Annotated in this window: 19 protein-coding genes, 1 tRNA gene and 1 pseudogene; 3 read left to right on the top strand and 18 right to left on the bottom strand. The window is 34.7% G+C overall.

Annotated elements, in window-relative coordinates:
* Positions 1–411 precede the first annotated feature (411 nt).
* From BOQ64_RS07045 to BOQ64_RS07025, 5 genes are all read right to left on the bottom strand, one after another.
* Positions 412–1,386 carry a deoxyhypusine synthase family protein gene (locus tag BOQ64_RS07045; protein WP_129054518.1) on the bottom strand — a complete coding sequence of 325 codons (975 nt, stop codon included), beginning with the start codon at positions 1,384–1,386 and terminating at the stop codon, positions 412–414.
* A gap of 572 nt (positions 1,387–1,958) precedes the next feature.
* Positions 1,959–2,339 carry a GreA/GreB family elongation factor gene (locus BOQ64_RS07040; protein ID WP_129054516.1) on the bottom strand — a complete coding sequence of 127 codons (381 nt, stop codon included), beginning with the start codon at positions 2,337–2,339 and terminating at the stop codon, positions 1,959–1,961.
* A 296-nt stretch (positions 2,340–2,635) separates the two neighbouring features.
* Positions 2,636–3,253, bottom strand: a complete 618-nt coding sequence (locus tag BOQ64_RS07035) for a hypothetical protein (protein WP_129054514.1) — start codon at positions 3,251–3,253, stop codon at positions 2,636–2,638.
* A 67-nt stretch (positions 3,254–3,320) separates the two neighbouring features.
* Positions 3,321–3,713 carry an alternative ribosome rescue aminoacyl-tRNA hydrolase ArfB gene (arfB, locus tag BOQ64_RS07030; protein WP_129054512.1) on the bottom strand — a complete coding sequence of 131 codons (393 nt, stop codon included), beginning with the start codon at positions 3,711–3,713 and terminating at the stop codon, positions 3,321–3,323.
* A gap of 38 nt (positions 3,714–3,751) precedes the next feature.
* The gene (locus tag BOQ64_RS07025) at positions 3,752–4,780 is read right to left on the bottom strand and encodes an AMP-binding protein (protein ID WP_129054510.1); all 1,029 of its coding nucleotides are present in this window, start codon (positions 4,778–4,780) and stop codon (positions 3,752–3,754) included.
* 98 nt (positions 4,781–4,878) lie between these two features.
* Here BOQ64_RS07025 and BOQ64_RS07020 point away from each other — a divergent pair.
* Positions 4,879–4,949 (top strand) — tRNA-Gln (locus BOQ64_RS07020).
* A 144-nt stretch (positions 4,950–5,093) separates the two neighbouring features.
* Here BOQ64_RS07020 and BOQ64_RS24490 read toward each other — a convergent pair.
* From BOQ64_RS24490 to BOQ64_RS06955, 13 genes and pseudogenes are all read right to left on the bottom strand, one after another.
* Entirely contained in the window at positions 5,094–5,216 is a 123-nt protein-coding gene (locus tag BOQ64_RS24490) for a hypothetical protein (RefSeq protein ID WP_262708739.1), read from the bottom strand.
* Positions 5,217–5,433: 217 nt separating this feature from the next.
* Positions 5,434–5,826, bottom strand: coding sequence for an ACT domain-containing protein (locus BOQ64_RS07010; RefSeq protein WP_129054507.1), 393 nt, complete (start codon positions 5,824–5,826; stop codon positions 5,434–5,436).
* Positions 5,827–6,103: 277 nt separating this feature from the next.
* On the bottom strand, positions 6,104–6,736 hold the full coding sequence (locus BOQ64_RS07005) for an HdeD family acid-resistance protein (RefSeq protein ID WP_066696771.1): 633 nt from the start codon (positions 6,734–6,736) through the stop codon (positions 6,104–6,106).
* 289 nt (positions 6,737–7,025) lie between these two features.
* Positions 7,026–8,129, bottom strand: a complete 1,104-nt coding sequence (locus BOQ64_RS07000; RefSeq protein ID WP_129054505.1) for an agmatine/peptidylarginine deiminase — start codon at positions 8,127–8,129, stop codon at positions 7,026–7,028.
* A 4-nt stretch (positions 8,130–8,133) separates the two neighbouring features.
* A complete protein-coding gene (locus BOQ64_RS06995) occupies positions 8,134–8,751 on the bottom strand; it encodes a hypothetical protein (RefSeq protein ID WP_129054503.1) in 618 nt (205 codons plus the stop codon).
* 100 nt (positions 8,752–8,851) lie between these two features.
* Positions 8,852–9,640 carry a GyrI-like domain-containing protein gene (locus BOQ64_RS06990; protein ID WP_129054501.1) on the bottom strand — a complete coding sequence of 263 codons (789 nt, stop codon included), beginning with the start codon at positions 9,638–9,640 and terminating at the stop codon, positions 8,852–8,854.
* An 83-nt stretch (positions 9,641–9,723) separates the two neighbouring features.
* Entirely contained in the window at positions 9,724–10,683 is a 960-nt protein-coding gene (locus BOQ64_RS06985; protein WP_129054499.1) for a DUF2268 domain-containing putative Zn-dependent protease, read from the bottom strand.
* Positions 10,684–10,769: 86 nt separating this feature from the next.
* Positions 10,770–12,187 (bottom strand): annotated as a pseudogene (locus BOQ64_RS06980) (amino acid permease).
* A gap of 122 nt (positions 12,188–12,309) precedes the next feature.
* Complete coding sequence (locus tag BOQ64_RS06975) at positions 12,310–13,134, bottom strand: hypothetical protein (RefSeq protein ID WP_129054497.1); 825 nt, start codon at positions 13,132–13,134, stop codon at positions 12,310–12,312.
* Between the two features lie 73 nt (positions 13,135–13,207).
* Positions 13,208–14,134, bottom strand: a complete 927-nt coding sequence (locus BOQ64_RS06970; protein WP_129054495.1) for a hypothetical protein — start codon at positions 14,132–14,134, stop codon at positions 13,208–13,210.
* Positions 14,135–14,315: 181 nt separating this feature from the next.
* Entirely contained in the window at positions 14,316–14,930 is a 615-nt protein-coding gene (locus tag BOQ64_RS06965) for a response regulator transcription factor (RefSeq protein WP_129054493.1), read from the bottom strand.
* Positions 14,927–17,896: a sensor histidine kinase gene (locus tag BOQ64_RS06960; protein WP_129054491.1), complete on the bottom strand. Its 2,970-nt coding sequence runs from the start codon at positions 17,894–17,896 to the stop codon at positions 14,927–14,929. The genes BOQ64_RS06965 and BOQ64_RS06960 overlap by 4 nt, the downstream gene beginning before the upstream one ends.
* 281 nt (positions 17,897–18,177) lie before the next feature.
* The gene (locus tag BOQ64_RS06955) at positions 18,178–18,477 is read right to left on the bottom strand and encodes a helix-turn-helix domain-containing protein (RefSeq protein ID WP_228448251.1); all 300 of its coding nucleotides are present in this window, start codon (positions 18,475–18,477) and stop codon (positions 18,178–18,180) included.
* A gap of 179 nt (positions 18,478–18,656) precedes the next feature.
* Here BOQ64_RS06955 and ccoN point away from each other — a divergent pair, with 179 nt between their 5' ends.
* A complete protein-coding gene (ccoN, locus tag BOQ64_RS06950) occupies positions 18,657–20,936 on the top strand; it encodes a cytochrome-c oxidase, cbb3-type subunit I (protein ID WP_129054489.1) in 2,280 nt (759 codons plus the stop codon).
* A gap of 18 nt (positions 20,937–20,954) precedes the next feature.
* Positions 20,955–21,842 (top strand): c-type cytochrome, encoded by an 888-nt coding sequence (locus BOQ64_RS06945; protein ID WP_129054487.1) that lies wholly within the window; start codon positions 20,955–20,957, stop codon positions 21,840–21,842.
* Positions 21,843–21,893 lie beyond the last annotated feature (51 nt).

The following is a 21,893-nucleotide window of genomic DNA, read 5'->3' as shown; positions in this document are numbered from 1 at the left end:
GGCTCGCAGATTTAGATTTGTTGGGAATCGCAAAGGCGCAAAGCTTTTTAATTGGTATTATACATATTTTAAGGCGCAAGAAGATCAAAGATCTTCAGCAAACTGTACTCCTATTTTTTTGAACCACATAGGAACATAGTTTTTTTGAGCGGGATACAAATTATTTATTCATGCATTCATGGCAATATTCAACAGTATAAAATTTTATCGCAGATAAAATCTTTGCGCCTTAAAAAATTATGCATACAAAAAGAATTTGCACCTTTGCGATTTCCAACATTCTATACTCTCTATAAAGAATCTGCGTCATCTGCAAAATCTGCGAGAGGTCTAAAAATATTAAAGCACAAAAATAAAAAAGCGCTCCCAAAATGGAAGCGCTATATTATAATCTCGTAAAGAGTTTATTTCTTAAGCATTCTCAAGAATATAAGAGAACATTAGTGGTGCACAGATTGTTGCATCACTTTCAACGATAAATTTCGGTGTAGTAATATCTAATTTACCCCAAGTGATTTTCTCATTTGGAACCGCTCCAGAATAAGAACCGTAAGAAGTAGTAGAATCAGAAATCTGGCAGAAATAAGACCAGAAAGGAATGTCATGCATTTCCATATCCTGATACAACATTGGTACTACACAGATAGGGAAATCTCCTGCGATACCTCCACCAATCTGGAAGAATCCAACTCCTTTTCCTGCTGAGTTTTTAGTATACCAATCTGCAAGGTAAGTCATGTATTCGATACCTGATTTCATTGTAGTAGCTTTAAGCTCTCCTTTGATACAGTAAGAAGCAAAGATGTTACCCATTGTAGAATCTTCCCATCCCGGAACTACGATTGGTAAGTTTGCTTCAGCAGCTGCGATCATCCAAGAGTTTTCTCTAGGAATTTCATAGTACTGCTCCAATACTCCTGAAAGGATCATTTTGTACATATATTCGTGAGGGAAATATCTTTCTCCTTTAGCTTCTGCATCTTTCCAGATTTCCACGATGTGTTTCTGTAATCTTCTGAAAGCCTCTTCTTCAGGGATACAAGTATCTGTAACTCTGTTCAGACCTCTTTCTAAAAGATCCCACTCATCCTGAGCAGTTAGATCTCTGTAATGAGGAACTCTTTCATAGTGAGAGTGTGCTACAAGGTTCATTAAATCTTCTTCAAGGTTAGCTCCTGTACAAGAGATAAAATCTACTTTCCCCTGACGGATCATTTCTGCAAGAATCTTTCCTAATTCAGCAGTAGACATTGCTCCTGCCAAAGTAATCATCATTTTTCCGCCATCTTTAAGATGTGCAACATATCCTTTAGAAGCATCCACCAATGCAGCTGCGTTGAAGTGCAGGTAGTACTTTTCTATGAATTCAGTTATCGGTTTGCTCATTTTTATAATTTTTGCAAAGATAAAACTTAAAAACGGAATGCAGCCCAAGCACTTGAAGAAAGTCTCCTATCAGGATGCTTTTTTATCATTTGTTAATAGGTAGATTGAATTTATAGTTTTTTAGTTAGTCAAATTTGTTGGATAAACGCAAAGACGCAAAGGATTTTGATTAGAATTGAGCATATTTTTAAGGCGCAAGAATATTTCGACTTCGCTCAATATAAGATCTTCAGCAGACAATACCCTAATTTTTTGCCACGAATGCACGAATTTATTTATTGATTCTAAAATATTGGATATTATATTTTATGAGTTTGTATGATTTAGGATTTTTAAAACTACATAAAGACATAGAATGTAAGGGAAAATATAATCATTCGTGCATTCGTGCGAATATTCAGCGGTATACAATTTTATCGCAGATAAAATCTTTGCGTCTTAAAACATCATATATGTAAAAAATCTTGCGCCTTTGCGTTTCCAACTTTTATTCCTATTCTTTAGAAAACAGAAAACGCAGCCCAAAAATGGACTACGTTTTCTTCGTAAATTCAACCCTATATGACAAAGTTTTAGCCTTCCCAGGCTTCCACTTTTACAATTTCAATTTTTCTTTCCCCTTCTCTGAAAGGCCACTCAATAATATCTCCCACTTTGTATCCAACTACAGCCAAAGCAATATTGGAAAGGATGGAATGTTTATTCTTTTTAAGTTTTTCTCTGGTAGAAGGCACAAAAATATATTCGTGTTCAACATCCAGTGTATGATCTTTTAAAGTTACTTTCCTGTTAACTGTTACAATATCTTCAGGCAGATCTCTTCTCAGCACCTGCTTTGCTTTTCTTAATTCTTCAGTTAATCTTTTCTCTTCCCCGATGCTTACTTTTTTTCTTCTGAGTGTATCTTTTATAGCATCATAAATTCCTGTGGTTACCGTAATATGATTGGACATTTTTTTCAATTTTTAAGATTAAAGTGCAATATTTCCCGAACGATCCAATGTAGAATCCAGGCAAAAATCTGCCTTCTTCTATAGAAAACCGCAAAAAATAATAAATAAAAATCTGGAATAATTCCCTGTCTTGGATCCTGACAGGGCTTAATTGATAAAGTCCTTGGAACTTTTCAGAAAAGAATCAGTATGTAGATATAATAATGACAGCAACAATCCTGCTTGCTTACGCTCTGCTGATAAAAATATGGTTGCTGTCATTATTATGTTGTTGTTAATTCTAACAAAGATAGAACTTAAAAATGGAATGTAGCAACTCCACTTAAAGAAACTCTGGTTAAACCTTCTTTTGCATCACCCAGCTCCATTGTTGTTCCATTAATTTTCATTTTGGTTAATGTTCCCGCTGTCATACTTAGTTTAGGTCCTATAAAAATATGGTCAGATAGTGCATATTGATACCCAAAACCAGCATCCAATCCCAGACTGGATCCGGTTCCTTTTACATTACCGGTTTTTGTGCTATAGGAAATAATCCCTAATGAGCCATCAACAAACAATTTATGTTTTGTTGGCTCGCTATAATTGGAATACATGATAGAAGTTCCAATAAAGGTAATATTATCTGTTGTACTTATAGGTACGTAGATGGTACCTCTTTGAGAATTATTTACAGTGATCATTCCATTGCTTGATGCGCTGTAATTCGAAAATTTTAGTCCGATTCCCACCTTATTGATGTGATAATAAGCTGAAAGATCAAAATGAAGTCCGCTTTTTAATCCTTTGATATAATCTTTTTCCTGCTTTGAAAGTCCTGAAGGTGTTTCAGCTACTCTCCACGCATATCCTACGGAAGGGACAAATGAAATTTTTTGGGCAAAAGAAAATAAAGAAGTCGAAATAGCTCCCAATAGCATTAGTTTTTTATCATTTTTGAAAAATTTCCGGCAAAAATAGGGCTTTCCGTGAAAGTGGCAACTAAAATTTAAATCTCCTGTTTTCTTTTTTATCGGAAAGCTTCTTTTTACTGTCCAATCTTTTTTGTTTTTGCGCTCTGGAAGGTTTTGTAGCCGTTCTTTTTTTAGGAACAATAAGTGCTTTATTTACAATCTCCGTTATTTTTTCGATGGTTTTATTTTTATTCATCAGCTGGGTTCTGCTTTCAGAAACTGTAAGAAATAAAAAGCCATCTGCGTTGATTCTGTTTTTAAGTTTTTCCTGAATTAGTATTTTTTCATCATCATTAAAAAATTCAGAAGCTATTACTTTCCAAAGTACAGTTACTGAAGTCTCCACTTTATTGACGTTCTGCCCTCCTGCTCCACTGCTACGGGAAGTTTTGAAACTCAGTTCTTTTGAAAAGTCTTTCATTATTTTAAAATTTTAGAGTTTAGATTCCGATGTTAGAATTAAATATTTTCGTTTATCAACTTATATAGTTCCAATCTACTAACCTTTCCATTTGGAGTTCTTGGAATTTTCCCGATAAAAATGATTTCTTTTGGTTTGTGAAAATTCTTTTCAAAAGAAATTGCTGAAATTTTCTGAATGACATCATCAGATTGATTTCCTTCAATAATTAAAATCAATTTCTGCCCCAGACTTTCATCAGATAATCCAGCAAAGATAGCTTCATTTGGAATTTCTTTTTTTACTAATGCTTCCAATGCTTCCGGAAAAATTTTCGCTCCGCCAGAATTAATTACATTATCTATTCGTCCTAGGAATTTAAACTGTTTATTATTTTTAATTTCAACTAAATCATTCGTTACCAACACATCAGCATTCACATTAGGAGCAAAGATGGTAAGGCAACCTCTTTCATCCAGAGAAATGGAAACATTTTCAAAAACAGTGAAATAGTCTTCCGATTCAGGCATCAATTGTTTTAGTCCAATATGGGAAAGTGTTTCAGACATTCCGTAGGTTTCAAAAATACGGTTTGAGCGATCCAGATTCATCTGAAGAATTTTATTTTTCAGACTTTCAGAGACAGCAGCTCCTCCAATAATCAGATTTTTAATTAAATGTAGCTTATCTAATGAATTTTCTACCTGAAGCGGAGTCATCGCACAAAAATCTACCTCCTGATCCAGGTGTTCAACAGGATGTAACGATGGTTCACTCACTATTAATCTAAGCTTCCTTTCCATAGAGCGAACGACCATCATTTTACCTGAAATGTATTCTACAGGCAGGCATAATAATGCAGTATCATCTTCTCTTAGGCCTAAAAAGTTGCAGGTCATGACTGCAGAATTAATCATTTTCTTTTTTTCAATCCCAAAAATCTTAGGAACGCCTGTGGAGCCGGAAGTCTGTACGTTGACTGTTTCTCCTTCAGAATTCCACTCTTCTAGAAAATTTTCAACTTTTTTTTCAAACTCAGAATTGAAGGATAATTGATTAATATTGAGATTATTGAAGTCTATCAGCATGTTTTCCGTAAATAAATTCTACAGTAAATTTAAAAAAAAAATCAAAAAGTTCTTGCATCTAAAGAAAAAAGCTGTAAATTTGCACCACTAAAACAAACAGACTCATGGTGTAGCGGTAACACTACTGATTTTGGTTCAGTCATCTGGGGTTCGAATCCCTGTGAGTCTACAAAACCACTCTTTTAAGAGTGGTTTTTGTTTTTTATGGAATTGAAATAAAAAATCATAATAAAATAAAATCCAGCTCATTTTCGAGTTGGATTTTATTTTAATTGCTCATTAGCTTGCTAATATTGATTATAAATATTTTCATTTAATAAAAATCCATAGCATTCTTAAAAAGAGCTGCCAAAGAAATCACGATTAATAAAATAGCAACAACCCATCCTCTATAATAAAGCATTTTATCATACACAGAATCATCATCTCTTTTCACATTAAAGACATTTTCTTTAGAACTTAATTTAAAGCAAATAAGGACTAATCCTATTAGTAATGTTATAAATGCCATTTTATTTAATCATATTTTCTTTCCTGCAAACCTTAGAATCGAATCTAGTTTGTATATAGGTTTACTAATATATTTATCTTCTTATTTTCAAAGCCTCACTTATTTTAGAGGTGTATAGCAATCTCATAGGTAACCAACAGTTCTACCCTCTAAGCCCATTCAATACTTCAATAGCTTTCGCCTCATCTTTTTCATCTACAAAAATATGGTCATGAAAATAGGCAGCCACAACATTACAGCTAATCCCAGCTTCACTCAAAGCTTGTGAAAATTTTGCCGTTAAACCAACAGCAGCCAATGAGGAATGAACTTCCAAAGTGATCCAAGAAGCTACATAACTGAAGTCTAAATTTAAAGCTTCTGCATCTTCTTTTTTCAGGACAACTGTTATACTTTCTGTCTCTTTAAAAAGAAACAATATTTTAGAAAAAGGAATATTATCAATATTATCAACGGTACAATACACATATTTTCCTTCATTCAATAATGGATTTAAATTTTTCAGGATATTCTTTAAATTCACTTCACCTTCCATAATTAATTATTTTTTGTCGTAACTATATTGGGTAAAATTACCATATATTAGAATATTAAATGAAAATAAGTTTGTCCAACCTTTGATTTTTACTTTATGTTTAATTAGACAGCTATATAACTCTTATTTATTATTCCTACATATTAAGAATAACAAAGATTGCTTTGATAAAATATTTTGAAGAAAAAGTACCCTTGTCAAGTTTTAAAACCTTGATGGGTCTTAACTAAAACAAAAAAGACCTCCATTGGAGATCTTTTTATATAGAATAATTTGATTACTTCTTAAGATCATCAATCTCATCCTGTATAGATTTGATTTTATCTCTAAGTTCCTGACTTACTTTTCCAGGAATCTTTTTAACTTTTCTAAGATCCAAGGCCAGCATAATAGAAGCTATTCCCATAAAAATAAAGGAAACACCTGTTAATGTTACCAAAGAAATCCCTGTAAATATTGGATTAAAGATCAGTAATAAAGAAAAAATAATTCCTCCTACACTTGCCAACGCTACATTTCCCCAACTCATAATTTTCATGCTTTTCAGATCAAAAGCGAAGCCTAGTAACTGAAAAGAGCGAAATAAAAGGGTAAATCCTACCACAAACGGAAGAATAGACATTGAAATCTGTGGATAAGCGATCAGATAGACTCCAATTGCTGTAGTCAGAAGCCCGCTTACGAGAAACCAGCCCCAACCCTGAAGAGATTTACTATTCTGAATAGAAAAGAATATTTCCGTAATCCCCGAGAACAGGAATGAAACACTGAAAAAGATAGACAATGTTACATATGTTGCCAGTGGGACACTAAATACATAAAAGCCACAGATCAGAAATAAAATCCCAAAGATCAATGGAATATACCAATGTTTAACTGTGTTGGTAAGTGTTTGAAATAAATTAGCCATAGGAGTGTTTTTTAGGTATGCCTACTTTGTGTACGGTGTTCGGCTTGTCCGCCGGAATTTCAAAAACAAATAAAAAATTTCACCTGTTTTTGAATAATACCTTGTCACTAATTTACGAAAAATAAAATATTTAACCACTAAACATCATATAAATCATTATGCAGACAATGAAGAAAATGATCTAAGAATTAATACAAATATTGAGATTAACTTTTAAACATTTACAAAAAAAAGTATTATGATACATCAAACTTAATGATCGTATCATAATACCTTTTATAAAATTGTTTTATTTCTTTAAACTTCCTGCAGGCTGCTGTTGAGTAACACAATGTACCATTCCTCCGTTTTCATATAAGTTTCTTACATCTATTCCTATTACTTTTCTGCCAGGATACTGTTTTTGAATAATCTGATTCGCGATCTGGTCATTAGGATCACCATAATTAGGAACTAAGACCACAGTGTTGGCAACATAATAATTAACATAAGAACCTTTTTCATCCAACTGTTTTCCATAAGCGGTTTTCACTTTATTTTTGGTAGCCGGCAGATAAACTTTCTTATATTCTTTACCATCAACATTGGAAGCTGTGTACAATGTATTGATATCTTTATCTGAAAGTCCCAACTCTAGCAGATCATCTTCATTCATTGTAATCATGGTCGTAGAGTTTACAAACTTCATGAAACCGTCAATATGCATATCTGTGACATCTAATCCGGTAACACCGTCCAGCCATATCACTTTGGACACTCCATAATAGGTTTCAAACATTTCTTCTGCTTCCTCTTGAGTGATTCCTTTATTTCTGGTAGCATCTTTTTTCTGACTGATAACAGAACTTTTACAAGCCATCAGTACTCCATGTCCGTCTGTTTCCACGGATCCGCCTTCATTAACCATTTCTTCATTCAGATCAATAACTTTTATGCCCAAGTCTTGTCCTATACGTTGTGGAATTTCATCACAATTTTCAAAATCAAACTTTTCACCCCATCCGTTGAATCCCCAATCTTCAATCAGGACATTTCCTTTGTTATCTTTTACGAAGATGGGTCCGTTATCTCTGATCCATACATCATCCGTTGGGTAAATTCTGAAATCCACATTCTTCATCGGAACTTTATTTTCTTCTAAAAGTTTGATGATTCTCTTTTTCTCATCTGCATTGTAAGCTATGATGTGAACTTTTTCTCCTGTCTGCAATCCTTTGGTCATATCAATCCAGGTTTGTTCTACTCTTTGGCGGTAAGTGGTACCGTGTTGGTAATGGTGAGGCCACTGTAGCCAGGTTCCTTCATGAAGCGAAGATTCTTCAGGGAAATGATAGGTTTGTCCCATAGTATACATAAAACCTAATATAAATGTAAGTGTGAATAATTTGTTCATATCGTTAAAATTTCTTTCCAATAAATACTCCGAAATTAATATCAGTTTCATAACTGCTTCCGGTTTGAGAAATATTACTTCCTATTCCGAACTGCATTTTCTTTCTGTTCTCCAGTCCCAGACGAATGACCTGGCTGCTAGCCTGATGTTCTTTAAAACTAAAATCAGATTCTACAATCAGCATGCTGTAAAAATTAAACCGCTCATTAATCTTTGGAGTGTATTCCAATAAAGTATATAATCCTAAACCAAGCTCTTTTGCATCCGTAGAGTAAGTAAGTGCTGGAAATACATTAATTCCAAACACCTCATTTCCTTTTCCATAAGCCAACCCTACAGAGGGCATAATATCTTTATCTGAAATATGAACTCCTGCAGAAACACCCAGATTCTTTCCAATTCCATAGTTAATATTCTGATAGAGTTCAGGGTTTACATTTTTCAAATTATAATCGTAACCAATAGTTCCTGAGGCAAAATAATTCCATTTGTTTCCGAAATCTTTATCATAGATTCCCAACACTTCTGTTTCTTTATTTCCTGCATAAGCCTGAACAGAGATTTGTGCTTTACTACAAAAAGGAAGCAATAAGATCAGGAGAAATATATTTTTTTTTATCATTTTTTGTCTTTTAAAGTTTTACACTTTAAATTCCGCTGTGGTTATTTACTGATGCAAAATTAAAGACTCAAAAAAGCAATTCTTGTCCTAAAAGGACATCTTAGCCATACAAAGGAAAATAAATATGAGTAACCTCTGGTTCTTCATATTCTTCAACAACATCAGAGTTATCCAACAAAAACTTTTTCCCGGAAAGCCAGGATTGATAGAATGAACGATAGGTTTCCAAAATATTTCCATAAGGACCATAATGGGTAAATCTGGCATATTTTCCACCAAAAATTTCACTTTTCATAAGTCCTGTTATCGATTCATCAGACCTTACCGCTGCACCATATCTGCAATGCGAATGGCTGGTAATTAAAGGCTGGTCACGGATAATTCCATAAGCCGTTTCAAAGATCTCCGCATCCGGTTCAATTTCTTTCCATAATGCATCAATTTCCTGATTATTATAATCTTTAGCTTTAATAAATTTACAATAAACAGTTACTGCATCTTTATATTTAATCTCAATTTTCAGATCTGTATTATGGTTTTCAAGAAATTCTTTAAAAATATGCTGTTTCTGTTTTCTTGCTTCAGCCGGAGCAATGGAATATTGTTTTTTAAATGCTTTTGAAAAGGATTGAATATTGAAATACCCTACCTGCCAAGCTATTTCAGAGAGGCTATCTTCTGTATAGATCAATTTTTTATAGGCATTTTCAAGACGCAGACGCTTTTGAAACCCGGAAATCGTTTCATTAAAAAGTTTGAAAAAAATACGCTGGAAATTACGATAAGAATAATGAGACATGGATTCTATCTCATGAGCAGTGACTTCTCTATCAAAATTAATTTCAATATGGTCGATAATCTTTTGTATCTCACTAAAATTAGCCTGCATATCACAAAATTTCGTTCTGAAATGATTTTGATATCTTCAATCTTCTCAGAATATAATTCATTACTAATGTAAGAAAAAACAGGCTATTTTATATCGGTTTTATATTCTGACTGTTTTAAAAAGTTCTCTGTGTCTTTTGTATTGCTGAAATCCAGATTTATGATGGTGCTGACCGCAGATTTTTTATCTTTTGATCTTTCATAGAATTTTTTGGTAATAATATATCCTATGAAATACCCAAGATCTGCCGGCATATCTTTTATGGTAGCAGTATTGGATAACCAGTTTTGAAAGTCTTCACCATTCATTTCTTTTTGAAAATTATTCCACAAAGAACCCTGATGCTTCATTCCATATTCAATATAAGGCGCTTCCACTTTTTTCCCGGTTAGCAGTTCAGCTATAAAATCTGCAGAGCCTTCTTTTAAGCAAAAACCTAATAAATTTGTTTTGGCACCTCTTAAATTTTGCTGAGTATGCACTAGTTCATGAGCCGTAAGAAAGGTAATTCCTGAATTAATCTTCATCCTGTCTTGATAATTTTTGGACAGCTCGGAATAATCCACTGTTTTATCGGAAGCAGCAAGTTCCGAACCAATGATGAGGTTTCCATTAATTACTGTTCCGCCTCCTTTAAGATTTCCCATCGTGAAATAGATCTTTGGAGGAGAAAAGCCTTCATACAATCGAGTAAAATTTTGGTAAAGATGCTCTATATTTTTAAAATCCTTTTGAATATGTTCTGTTTTGATTCTGATAGAATTCCAGAAATTTGGTTTTGATTCAAAAGACTCTATCCATTGTTCAGCAGTAAAGTTTCTGGACTTGATAAAATCATTCAATCCCAGACTTCCTTTATCAACATACAGCTTTTGAAATGCAGATATCTTTTCGTCCTGATTATTCATCTTCAAAACTTCATCATAAGCAACCCAAAAATTTTTGATATCAGAAGTCTCAATATAAATAGTAAAATCCTGCTTCTGAGCGTTGACTGAAACTGTAAACAAATACATAAACAGAAGACAAAATATGTGTTTCATCAATGGTACTTTTTAAAAATAAAATATGGTTTTTGTACCGCTAAAAAGTTTCCAAAAACCATATTTTTTATTGTATTTAAAACCTGTTAATTCGGTTTATATAATTTATACATGACAAATAAAAATCCTATCCAGACCGGAATCAGAATCACCTGAATTTCCATTCCTGTAATGCTCATCAATCCTAAAATAAGCACTAAAAATACAATACAGATATAATTGGAAATCGGATAAAATATAGATGGAAATTTCGATTGAATTCCTTCTTTAGTAATTGATTTTTTAAATTTCAAGTGGGTATAGCAAATCATCAACCAGTTGATAATCAAAGTAGAAACTACCAGGGCCATCAGATACTGAAATGCTTTTTCCGGCACCAGCTTATTAATGATAATACAGATTCCCGCAAAGCATGAAGAAACAAGGATCGCATTGATGGGAACTGAATTTTTGTTCAGTTTCTTCAGAAATTTAGGTGCATTCCCCTGTTGAGCCAATCCGAAAAGCATACGGCTGTTACTGTAAACACTACTGTTATATACAGACAGAGCAGCGGTTAATACAATAAGATTCAGAACATTTGCAATCAAAGCATTGAACTGAATAACCTTTCCTAAAAGACTGAATTCCAATCCATTTAAATTTTGGAATACCATTACAAACGGGCTTGACCCTTCTGTAATTTCTCTCCATGGGCTTAAAGAGAATAAGATTACTAAAGCTCCAACATAGAAAATCAAGATTCTATAGATTACCTGATTAGTTGCCTGTGGAATTGTTTTTTCTGGGTTTTTAGCTTCAGCAGCGGTAATTCCAATTAATTCCAATCCCCCGAAAGAGAACATAATCATGGCCATGGCTGCAAATAATCCGGAAAATCCAGTTTCAGTTTTATTGAATAATCCTTTTGGAAAGAAGCCGCCATCATTCCATAAGTTGGTAACTGTAGCTTTTTCTCCTCCTGTTCCACTTATCAAAAGATAAACTCCGAAAACAATCATTGCAATAATAGCGATTACTTTAATGATGGAAAACCAGAATTCGGTTTCACCATACACTTTTACAGAGGCAAGATTAAGTGCTGTAATGACTACAAAAAAGAATAAACTGGATACCCAAAGCGGTATTTCCGGCCACCAGAAATGGATATAATGACCAATGGCTGTAAGTTCGGCCATACTTACAAGAATATAAAGAATCCAGTAGTTCCACCCTGAGGCAAATCCTGGAAAATTTCCCCAATATTTATATGCAAAGTGACTAAAACTTCCCGATACTGGCTCCTGAACTACCATTCACCAAGCTGACGCATGATAAAAAAGGCAATAATTCCGGCTAAGGCATACCCTAAAATTACTGAGGGTCCAGCCAATACTGCTGCCGGCCCGATTCCCAGAAATAATCCTGTTCCTATGGCACCTCCAAGGGCGATTAATTGTATATGTCGATTTGTTAATCCTCTAACTAAAGTCTCGTTTTGTCCTGTATTTTTTTCGTTGCTCATTGAATGAATTATTCGGTCGCTAAATATATAAAAACTTTTCAGAGAAATTCACATTCCATGGGGTAAATTGAGAATTCAAACCATAACAGCCTGACCTATTTTTACCCAAACCTTAATAATCTTTAATTTGTAGGCATTGCATAAATAACATTTTCACCAAAAAGCCCACTGCTGAATCTATCAAAATAAGTAGCTGATGTCTGCGCTCCTTCCACCACATTACTTCCGGCAATATATTTATATCTTTTTACAGCTCCTGAAGAATTATTGATAACCAGACTTCCCTGCAGCATAGAAAATCTGGTTTTAGCTGAAGTAGGCCCTTGTATCAACCCGCTCACCATACTTGGAGAGCTAAGATCTGTGGAATAAGTTGCAATATCTCCAGGCACAGCATTCGGATCATCAGAAAAACTGGTTCTCAGCCACATCCATTGATCACTTGTCAAAGCAGGACCAGTCGGAATAATAAGCTGTTGTACTGTCACTAACCATTTACCGGGTGGTAAATCTATATAAGATCCTGTGTATTTAGATGTAGTAGCTGTCTCCATAAAAGAAATATTTATTCCGGCACCGTTTACTCCTCTTATGACAGTTAATTTTGCGGGTTTCCACTGTCCATTGCCATCAACATCAGAAGTCAATACATAGTTATCGTTTTGTGCCCCATCTGCTATTTTTATTCCAGGTACAGGAGTTACTGAAGTTCCGTTAGTTTTAATATCCAGGCTCCTTACCGGGTTGTTATTTCCAATTCCAATATACCCGTTAGATGTCATTACTACATCATCTGTCTGATTGGCCGGACTTATAGGTCCTGAGGTTTCATTATTTTTATTTCCATCCATATGAAACATGGCTTGAGGATTCGGGGTATTCACTCCAATTTGTGCAAAGGCAAAATGAGTCATCCCCATGAATAATACAATGGTTAGTTTTTTCATATCGTAAAAAATTAATTGGACATGATAAAAGCCTTAACAGATTGTCAAGGCTTACTTTTATAAAAATGATCTGTTAGTTGGCTATTTTATAACCATAAATAGAAGTGGCTGTTACCTGGTACTGAGGTCCGGCATTACTTAATCTCGCCGCTGAAGCCATACTTACCGTTTCATCCTTATTTAAATGAACAACCGCTGAAACAATACCAGAGGCAAAAACTCCCGGATTAGTATGAAAGTTCTGTACAAGCTGATTATTGGGAGTAGTTGAAAAGTTTTTTACAAGGTACAATACACACCAGGCAAAACCCGGCTGTCCGGAAATCTCAGAATTATCAAACTGTGCAGAACCATAGATCATATAAAACCCATCTGTAGGTGCTTTAAACCTTCCTGACTGCAAATCAAATGCATTTCCTGTATTAATGGCCATACCCTGATTATATTTTATCTCTTCATTCTGCCATGCCGGTCCTGTAGTAGCCGGACAAGTCTGTTTAAATGCATTTTGCTGCGCAGAAGAAAAAAGATAAGTTTGATTTACTGAAGGCATACTGTTCGAGCTTGAAAATAATACCAGCTCCCAAGTTTCTCCTGCTGTTGTACCCTTACTTACCAAAAATGCATAATATCCTGCTGGAATTGTAATATTAGCAACCCCTGTTCCGCTTTGGGTATCAATTAACTCTGCTCCATTGGCTGCAATAATAAGATTTCCCGTTCCTGTATTTTTAAAATGATAGGTTCTACCGGCAAAATTACCTGCTCCACTAGCTGCTGCTGGCAAAGTTAAAGTTCCATTACTTACTGAATTATATGCGGTGTAGTAATCATCTGCTCCTACAGTTCCACTTGCAGAAACTGTTTTATACGTTGCAGCAAAAGAACCATTAACAGTAAGACTACTGGTAGGATTAGATGTATTTACCCCTACTTGGGCATTCACCTTCAAACCATTCAACCCTGTCAAAAAAGCAATGAAAAATAAACTTGTTTTCATATCAAAAAATGTATTTAGAATCTTAAAGGAATTGTAAGCATTAATATAGCATCCCAGTCGTTTATCAGATGGGATTTTCATGAGACTAACTTACTCCGAAAAATAAAAATTCTACCTACAGACTTTGTACGCATTTTTCCACAAAACTGTACAGGTTTTATGACATGATAAGTATTATATATTAATGGATTTCGTTGTAAATTTCCAACAGTTCAACAAGATTTGTAATTTTTAATTTTTGATAGATTCTTCTTTTATACGTTCCGACAGTTGATTCCTCAATATTAAGCACATTGGCTATTTCAAGATTTCCGTTTCCTTTAGCCAAAAGATCAAAAACCTGAACTTCTCTTTCTGATAAGATTTCCAGAGGGCTTTTCCTATGCATTCGTACTACCATTTCATTGAGTACTTCAGGAGTATAGTAATACCCATCTTTAAAAATACCTTCAATTGCTTTTACAAATGTTTCCGGGTTGCTGAGCTTATTCAAAAAACCGTTCGCTCCCTCCTGAATATATTGCGTGGCAACTGTTTCTTTATAAGAGGTAAAAATTAAGATCAGAATATCTTCACTTATGTTTTTTATTTCTTTAACCATCGATTTGAAAGTACTTCCCGGAAGTTCAATATCCAATATAACAAGGTCAAATTTTACAGTTTCTACTTTCTCTTTTACCTCATCATACGTTTCTGCAAAATCGATTTCAAATTCATTAAAATTCTTTTCCAGAATTAAAGCGGTTCCGATTCTTACCACATGATGGTCATCTGCAATGAGTATTCTTTTTGTCATATTGTAATATGGATTTTAATGATTGTTCCTTTCGGTGTATTTTCATGGAAGGTCATTTCACCATTGATTTTCATCATCAACTGAATAACCATGTGCAAGCCCAAACCATAATTTTTAAAAATAAGATGCTCACTTCCCTTTTTCCTGAAAAGTTCCGAATAATAAGTTCTCTGTTCTGCAGACATCCCATTTCCCGTATCTGCAATGCTGATTTCCACACTCTGCTCCGAAGAGGTTGAAGTGATGATAATTTCTCCGTCCGAAGTATATTTCACAGCATTATCTATAATATTATGGAAAACGGCAAGAAGTATATTTTTATTGGTTTTTGCAGTAAGGTGATGATCACAAAAATTATAGATGAAAGTATTTTTCTGAACTGCAATTTCTTCAAACAATAATTTTTTAGTTTCAATCAAATCATAAATCTGATATTCCTTTTCTGTTGTATTCTCCTGTTTATAGAGTTCTGTATATTCTTTTAAGCTTAATGTAAATTTATAGAGTTGTTCTGAGGTCTTATAAATACTGTCAAAATACTTTTTCTGAGTTTTAGCATCTTCAGATTGGGTAAGTTCCTGTGAAAGAAGGGCAATAAATTTAACAGGAGTTGTAATATCGTGGCTGATACTTTCCACCAGTTTTTTCTGATAATCAGACTCATTTTTAAGCTTAGTATTGGTTTCCTGAAGTTCTTTATCCTTATGAACCAGAGTATTTTTAAGCACTTTATTTTTCAATCTTAAAAAGTTCGTTCTAACCTGTATTACGATGATAAGAATTAACATAAGCAAACCAACCATCAGGATTTTAAAGGATAAAGTCTGATAAAAATAGGCTTCAACTTCTATAGGGAGATTTTTATAAACAAATTTTCCAGTTTCTGAAGATAGAAATCTTATAAGCAACTGATATTTGCCCGGTTCTATCTTCGATAATCTGAATGTTCTGTCATTTCTGATATTGATCCATTGGCTCTCTTCTTCTCCTATAAGTTTTGCCTGCAGATAAATATTTTCAAAATTGGCGTAATAAGGAATATCAATATAGACTTCTGCATTTTTATAGCCACATTTCAGGAGAAGTGTATCTTTCAAACGGATCATTTTACCATCAACCTTTGCTCTTTCCAGATACAGATCATTGGTTGCAGGAAAATACGTTTTAATATGCTGAGGGGTAAAAAATACAAACCCTTCCATGGAAGGAAATACGAATTGTCCATCCTCAAGAATGTTGGCATCCGGATCAGCACTTCCATTGAATTCATTATTCAAAAAACCATGTTCCTTGGTATATCGGTAATAGGTAACAGGCTCTTGGGAATTTTTCAAAGATTCCAAAAGCCGGGTCTTATTCATTTTAAACAACCCGTTATTAGACGAAATCCATAAGTTTGAATTCTTATCTTCCAGGATATGATGAGCATTGGCCAGAAAATCATTTTTATCGGCAGGAACTTTAATTGTCTTATGATCTTTTAATAAATAAATTCCCTGATTAAAGGTAGTTAACCAAATATTTCCGTCTCTGGTTTTGATGATCTGCTTTACCGGAAGACCTTGCCCAATTCGCTCTATAATTTTATTTTGTGAAAAGGAAAAAACAGCTATCCCATTACTGCCGCCTAAATAAAGAATATCTTCATTATATCTGAGAACAGTATCTATATTGTCTTCACAAGAAATAACTCTCGCAGTTTTCTTAAAATTATCGTGATCAAATACATAGAGATAAAACTTATTTTTGTCTGTTATGGACATCATATACATACCTTCATTTTTGTACAACCCATCAATTTCTTTCTTATCAAAAGAGATGGAATCATACTTTGTAAATCCTGTATTTTTATATCTTATATGAATAGAATTATTTTCTCTGTATACAAGATTTCCCGAGTCATCTTGAAAAACATAACGTTTATCGTAAGACTGTGAAGCTTTATATAATCTTTCCGATCTATTATTATAATATCTGATCCCTTCCTGGGTTAAAACAGAATTACCACCATAAGGAAGAGCAGCATAGCAAACCTCATCCTGATAAGGTAGATTCTTTTTGGAAACTGAAAAGTCAGATAAACTTAAAATCTTAAGCCCATTAATCGAACTTCCAATATATAATTTACGGAATACCTCATCATAAAACATCGCTCCCGATATTTCCTTATCTATATTTTTATATTCCAATATATAAGTAAGGTTCAGCTTTCCTTCAGAAAATTGGCTTCTGTATATTTTACCATGGTTAATCATGAAGACCTGCCCTGTAATTTGCTGCCAATAGATTCTTGTTTCCGGATCCGTATACATAGAAGGAGCAGCCACATAAGACTCTTTTCCCTGATTCAGCTGAAGGATTTTTTTATTCCCGGGATCGGCAATAAAAACATTTTCATTATGAACGAACAGGCGTTTTAATCTGTTTCTTGGAAAATCAAAATTAAGTTTTGTCCGCTGCTTACTTTTCCTGTCAACATAAATAATACTGTTATTCTCAAAATAATAAGTTCCTGTTTTCAACTGAACAAAATAAGAGTCTATAAAAGAAACATATCTTACAGTTACATTATTTTTAACAAGTCTTTTATATACTCCATTGCCATTGGGAAAAGCCGGATGAAATTCTTTTTTATGAGGAATAACCTTTGGCTGTCTCTGAGAAATCAGGAGAACATTTTTTTCAGAATTATTGAAAACAGCAATACTGTCATTTTTGATATTGCCATAAAAATCGCCAAAACTCAGATTATCAAGTTTAAAATCTTTGTACTGAACAAAGTTGCTGCCATCATATCGTAAAACCCGCCCTTCCATAGACAGCCATATGAAGCCATGCTTATCTTTTACGATATCTTTGATGCTGTTTTGCGGAAGCCCATTATCCATGGTATACCATTGCCTGGTATAGCTTTGCCCGTTGCTACATAGAAAAAACAACAATACAATAAAGGACAAAAGCTTCATTCCGATTAGGCTACATTATTTTCATGACAAATATATCATAGAAAATTAAAATTACTGTAAATATTTATCCACAAACATGTGAAATTTTTTCTACATAATTATTTATGAATATTTTATCTGTTATAATAAATTTGAAATACATAAGACCTGTTCCCTCATCATTTGTCTTTATCATCAGGTTATTGCTAGAAACACAATTTTACTACAAAAAATAATGACCTTTCTCAATTCTATCGAGAAGGTCATTATAGTATATTGATATGATGTAAAGACTGAAAATATTAAAGGAACTCTTTTGGAATCGAGATATTATTCTTTTTCATATACTCTAAAAGATCCTGGTATTTATCTTCATATCCATCATCCGTTCCGCATTTATGAGAGATGCTGCAAATATCAGATGGCTTGATTTCTAAAATATCTGATATCTTAGTAAGGATCTCCAGATTGATCTTCACCTTGGAATTTTCAATATCGGAATATGCCTTTTGGGAAATCCCCATTTCAAAAGCCATGTATTCCTGAGTAAGGTCTTTACTCCTGCGAATTTTCCTGATATTTTGTCCACATATTTTCATCATTTCTGTTTTAGTAGTTTTCGGTATATTTTAGAAGTTTAGCTATTAGTCTCCAACAAAGTTAATAAATACCTTTGGCAAAACATTATACACGTTACATGATATTTACTTTTAACATAGAAAACGGCAAAAATAAACCCTTTTCAGAGCAAATATCAATTCGGTAAACACTATTGGAATTTATGGAGACGCAAAAATTTAATTATGACAATAATATTGTCAGGGCATTCCTCTATGCAACAGTTGCATTCGGACTCGTCGGATTTCTGCTTGGGCTTACTGCCGCACTGATGCTTTTTTATCCTGAACTACCTGAATTTTTATTCGGTACGGATGATACAACGATTAAAAGTTTAGCTTCGGGCAATATTCAGGGATTAATCAATACTCAGGGAGCGATGGGCTTCGGAAGAATCAGAATGCTTCACACGAGTGCCGTTATTTTTGCTTTCGTTTGTAACTCCTTCTTCTGCGGTGCTTACTATAGTATGCAACGATTGCTGAAAACAAGAATGTATAGTGATACCCTTTCATGGATTCACTTCTGGTCATGGCAGTTTATGATCGTTACCGTAGTGATTACCTTCTTAATGGGAATCAACACATCTAAAGAATATGCTGAACATGAATGGCCTATTGATATATTAATTGCCTTCTCATGGATTGTATTCGGTATCAATATGTTCGGAACGATTGCCAAAAGAAGAGTAAGACATTTATATGTAGCCATCTGGTTCTATCTGGCCACATGGATTGCTGTAGCAATGCTTCACATCTTCAATAACCTGGAAGTTCCTTTATCTTTCACAAGCTGGAAATCCTATTCTGTATATGCAGGTGTAAAAGATGCATTAGTACAATGGTGGTATGGTCATAATGCGGTAGCATTCGTATTAACTACCCCTGTATTAGGTCTGATGTATTACTTTATGCCAAAAGCAGCTCAGCGACCGGTATTCTCATACAAACTATCCATTATTCACTTCTGGTCGCTGATCTTTGTATACCTTTGGGCTGGTCCTCACCACCTTCAATACACAGCATTACCGGCTTGGGCACAGGCAGTAGGAACCGGTTTCTCTATTATGCTGATCGCACCATCATGGGGAGGAATGCTGAACGGTCTTCTTACTTTAAGAGGAGCATGGGATAAAGTAAGAGAAAATCCTATCCTTAAATTCTTTGTAGTAGCTGTTACCTGTTATGGTATGGCCACTTTTGAAGGACCTTTATTAGCAACAAAATCTTTAAATAAAATTGGACACTATACTGACTGGGTTATCGGTCACGTACACCTGGGAGCTCTTGGATGGAATGGTTTCATGGCATTCGGGGTGGTATATTACCTGGTTCCGATCATGTGGAGAACTAAACTGTGGTCTGTAAAATTAGCTAACTGGCATTTCTGGTTAGGAACATTAGGAATTATTTTCTACGCAGTACCTATGTATATCTCAGGATTCACACAGGGATTAATGTGGAAACAGTTCAACCCGGACGGAACCTTATTGTGGAAAAACTGGTTGGATACAGTAACTGCGATCATTCCTTACTTTAAAATGAGATTCTTAGGAGGTATTTTATATCTATCAGGAGCGATTTTAATGGTAGTCAATGTTATCAAAACCATTAAAGCCGGTTCATTCCAGAAAAATGTTCCTGCAGAAGCACCTGCATTAGCCAATATTGGGGGAACAAGAAAAGAAGGCGAAGGCGTACACCTTTGGTTAGAAAGAACACCTACCCTACTTTCTATCCTGGCTTTCATTACCATTGCGATTGGTGGACTTGTAGAAATTGTTCCGACATTATCACTGAAACAAAGTGTTCCTACGATCACTGCAGTGAAACCATATACTCCACTGGAGCTTGAAGGAAGAGATTTATATATCCGTGAAGGATGTAACTCCTGCCACTCTCAGATGATCCGTCCTTTCCGTGATGAAGTCCTAAGATTTGAAGGAAAGAACGGGCAATATTCTAAAGCCGGAGAATTTGTCTACGACAGACCATTCCTTTGGGGTTCTAAGAGAACAGGACCGGATCTTCACAGAGAAGGAGGCAGAAACCCGGATTCATGGCACTTTAAGCACATGTACAACCCAAGAATTACCTCTGCAGGTTCTATTATGCCACGTTTCCCTTGGTTAATTACCAACAAACTGGACCGCACTCAGATGGTGGATAAAATGAAACTGATGAAAAATTCATTTGATGTTCCTTATACAAAAGCTCAGATTGATTCTGCCAACCAATGGGCAGACAACCAATCAAAAGCTATTGTGCAGAGAATTTATTCTGAAGCTACTGATGTAAAAGATCAGATGGTAAAAGAAAAAACAGCAAAAGGAGCCTCTTATGTACCGCTTGAACAAAGAGAAATCGTAGCTATGATCGCCTATCTGCAAAGATTAGGAACCGACATTAAGACGACACAAATCCAAACCGCAAGTGTAGAGTAATCATTAAAAATTGATGTAATGAAAACGAGAACCCCCATTTCAGTATATATTGCAACAACGATAGGCTTAACAATCATGGCCTTTGAAATGTTCGCCAGTGATTCAGGATATTTTTCCTCACCCTTTTTCTGGGCACTGATATTGATTGCGATTATCCTTCTTATGATTATGAACTCCATCGGAGACATGATTGAAAACGAAAGTTTCAGCAGACTTTCGGAAGAAGAGAAAAAGCAGTATCTGGAAGATAAAAGTGTTCCTTATTATCAGAAACTTTGGAACTCTGCTTTCAAAAAACAGTCTGCTACAGAGGAAAAAGATATTCTGATTGACCACGGTTTTGATGGAATCACAGAGCTAGACAACTCTCTTCCAAAATGGTGGATAGGTCTGTTCTGGTTCGGATGTATTTTCTGCGCCGTATATCTGGTAGCTTTTTCTTTCACAGATTATGCCCATCCGGAAGCTGAATACACAAAAGAATCTAAACTGATGCTGGCATCTATTGCAGAATATGAAAAAACAGCTCCACAGATCAACCTGGAATCAGCAAAATACAGTGCAGACAATATCGCAGAAGGTCAGGAATTGTTTAAAACCAATTGTGTAACCTGCCACGGAGATGCTGGAAAAGGTGGTATTGGTCCAAACCTTACTGATACCCACTGGATCAACATCAAAGAAAAAAGTTTATTTAAAAATGTTTTCTGGATGCTTGAAAACGGTTCTCCAAATAACCCTACCATGAGACCTTTCATTAAAGAAGGAACCATTACCGGAAGAGACGCAGAAAAAATTGCAGCCTATATTTATCATATCAACCAGGAAACGGCTCCTATTACCCAAGCTCAGGGTGGTGCTGCACCACAGGGAGAAGAGGTGAAATGGGAAAACGGAAACAACTAGAAGATTATTATCTGATTAATACAAACCATGCCAAGCCCCCTTTACTACACT

The organism is Chryseobacterium sp. CH25 (assembly GCF_004119455.1).
In the GTDB taxonomy this organism is placed as follows: Bacteria; Bacteroidota; Bacteroidia; order Flavobacteriales; family Weeksellaceae; genus Chryseobacterium.
Note: the sequence above shows the minus strand (reverse complement) of the source record. Positions and strands in the feature narration are given on the sequence as shown.

Bases quoted from the DNA above. Each gene is read 5' to 3' on its own strand.
- BOQ64_RS06995 (WP_129054503.1), bottom strand. From the start codon at position 8,751: ATGATAAAAAAAAATATATTTCTCCTGATCTTATTGCTTCCTTTTTGT.
- BOQ64_RS07025 (WP_129054510.1), bottom strand. From the start codon at position 4,780: ATGCTGATAGACTTCAATAATCTCAATATTAATCAATTATCCTTCAAT.
- BOQ64_RS06970 (WP_129054495.1), bottom strand. From the start codon at position 14,134: ATGAAAACAAGTTTATTTTTCATTGCTTTTTTGACAGGGTTGAATGGT.
- BOQ64_RS06975 (WP_129054497.1), bottom strand. From the start codon at position 13,134: ATGAAAAAACTAACCATTGTATTATTCATGGGGATGACTCATTTTGCC.
- BOQ64_RS07005 (WP_066696771.1), bottom strand. From the start codon at position 6,736: ATGGCTAATTTATTTCAAACACTTACCAACACAGTTAAACATTGGTAT.
- BOQ64_RS07040 (WP_129054516.1), bottom strand. From the start codon at position 2,339: ATGTCCAATCATATTACGGTAACCACAGGAATTTATGATGCTATAAAA.
- ccoN (WP_129054489.1), top strand. From the start codon at position 18,657: ATGGAGACGCAAAAATTTAATTATGACAATAATATTGTCAGGGCATTC.
- BOQ64_RS07045 (WP_129054518.1), bottom strand. From the start codon at position 1,386: ATGAGCAAACCGATAACTGAATTCATAGAAAAGTACTACCTGCACTTC.
- BOQ64_RS06945 (WP_129054487.1), top strand. From the start codon at position 20,955: ATGAAAACGAGAACCCCCATTTCAGTATATATTGCAACAACGATAGGC.
- arfB (WP_129054512.1), bottom strand. From the start codon at position 3,713: ATGAAAGACTTTTCAAAAGAACTGAGTTTCAAAACTTCCCGTAGCAGT.
- BOQ64_RS06985 (WP_129054499.1), bottom strand. From the start codon at position 10,683: ATGAAACACATATTTTGTCTTCTGTTTATGTATTTGTTTACAGTTTCA.
- BOQ64_RS06990 (WP_129054501.1), bottom strand. From the start codon at position 9,640: ATGCAGGCTAATTTTAGTGAGATACAAAAGATTATCGACCATATTGAA.
- BOQ64_RS06965 (WP_129054493.1), bottom strand. From the start codon at position 14,930: ATGACAAAAAGAATACTCATTGCAGATGACCATCATGTGGTAAGAATC.
- BOQ64_RS07010 (WP_129054507.1), bottom strand. From the start codon at position 5,826: ATGGAAGGTGAAGTGAATTTAAAGAATATCCTGAAAAATTTAAATCCA.
- BOQ64_RS06960 (WP_129054491.1), bottom strand. From the start codon at position 17,896: ATGAAGCTTTTGTCCTTTATTGTATTGTTGTTTTTTCTATGTAGCAAC.
- BOQ64_RS06955 (WP_228448251.1), bottom strand. From the start codon at position 18,477: ATGATGAAAATATGTGGACAAAATATCAGGAAAATTCGCAGGAGTAAA.
- BOQ64_RS07000 (WP_129054505.1), bottom strand. From the start codon at position 8,129: ATGAACAAATTATTCACACTTACATTTATATTAGGTTTTATGTATACT.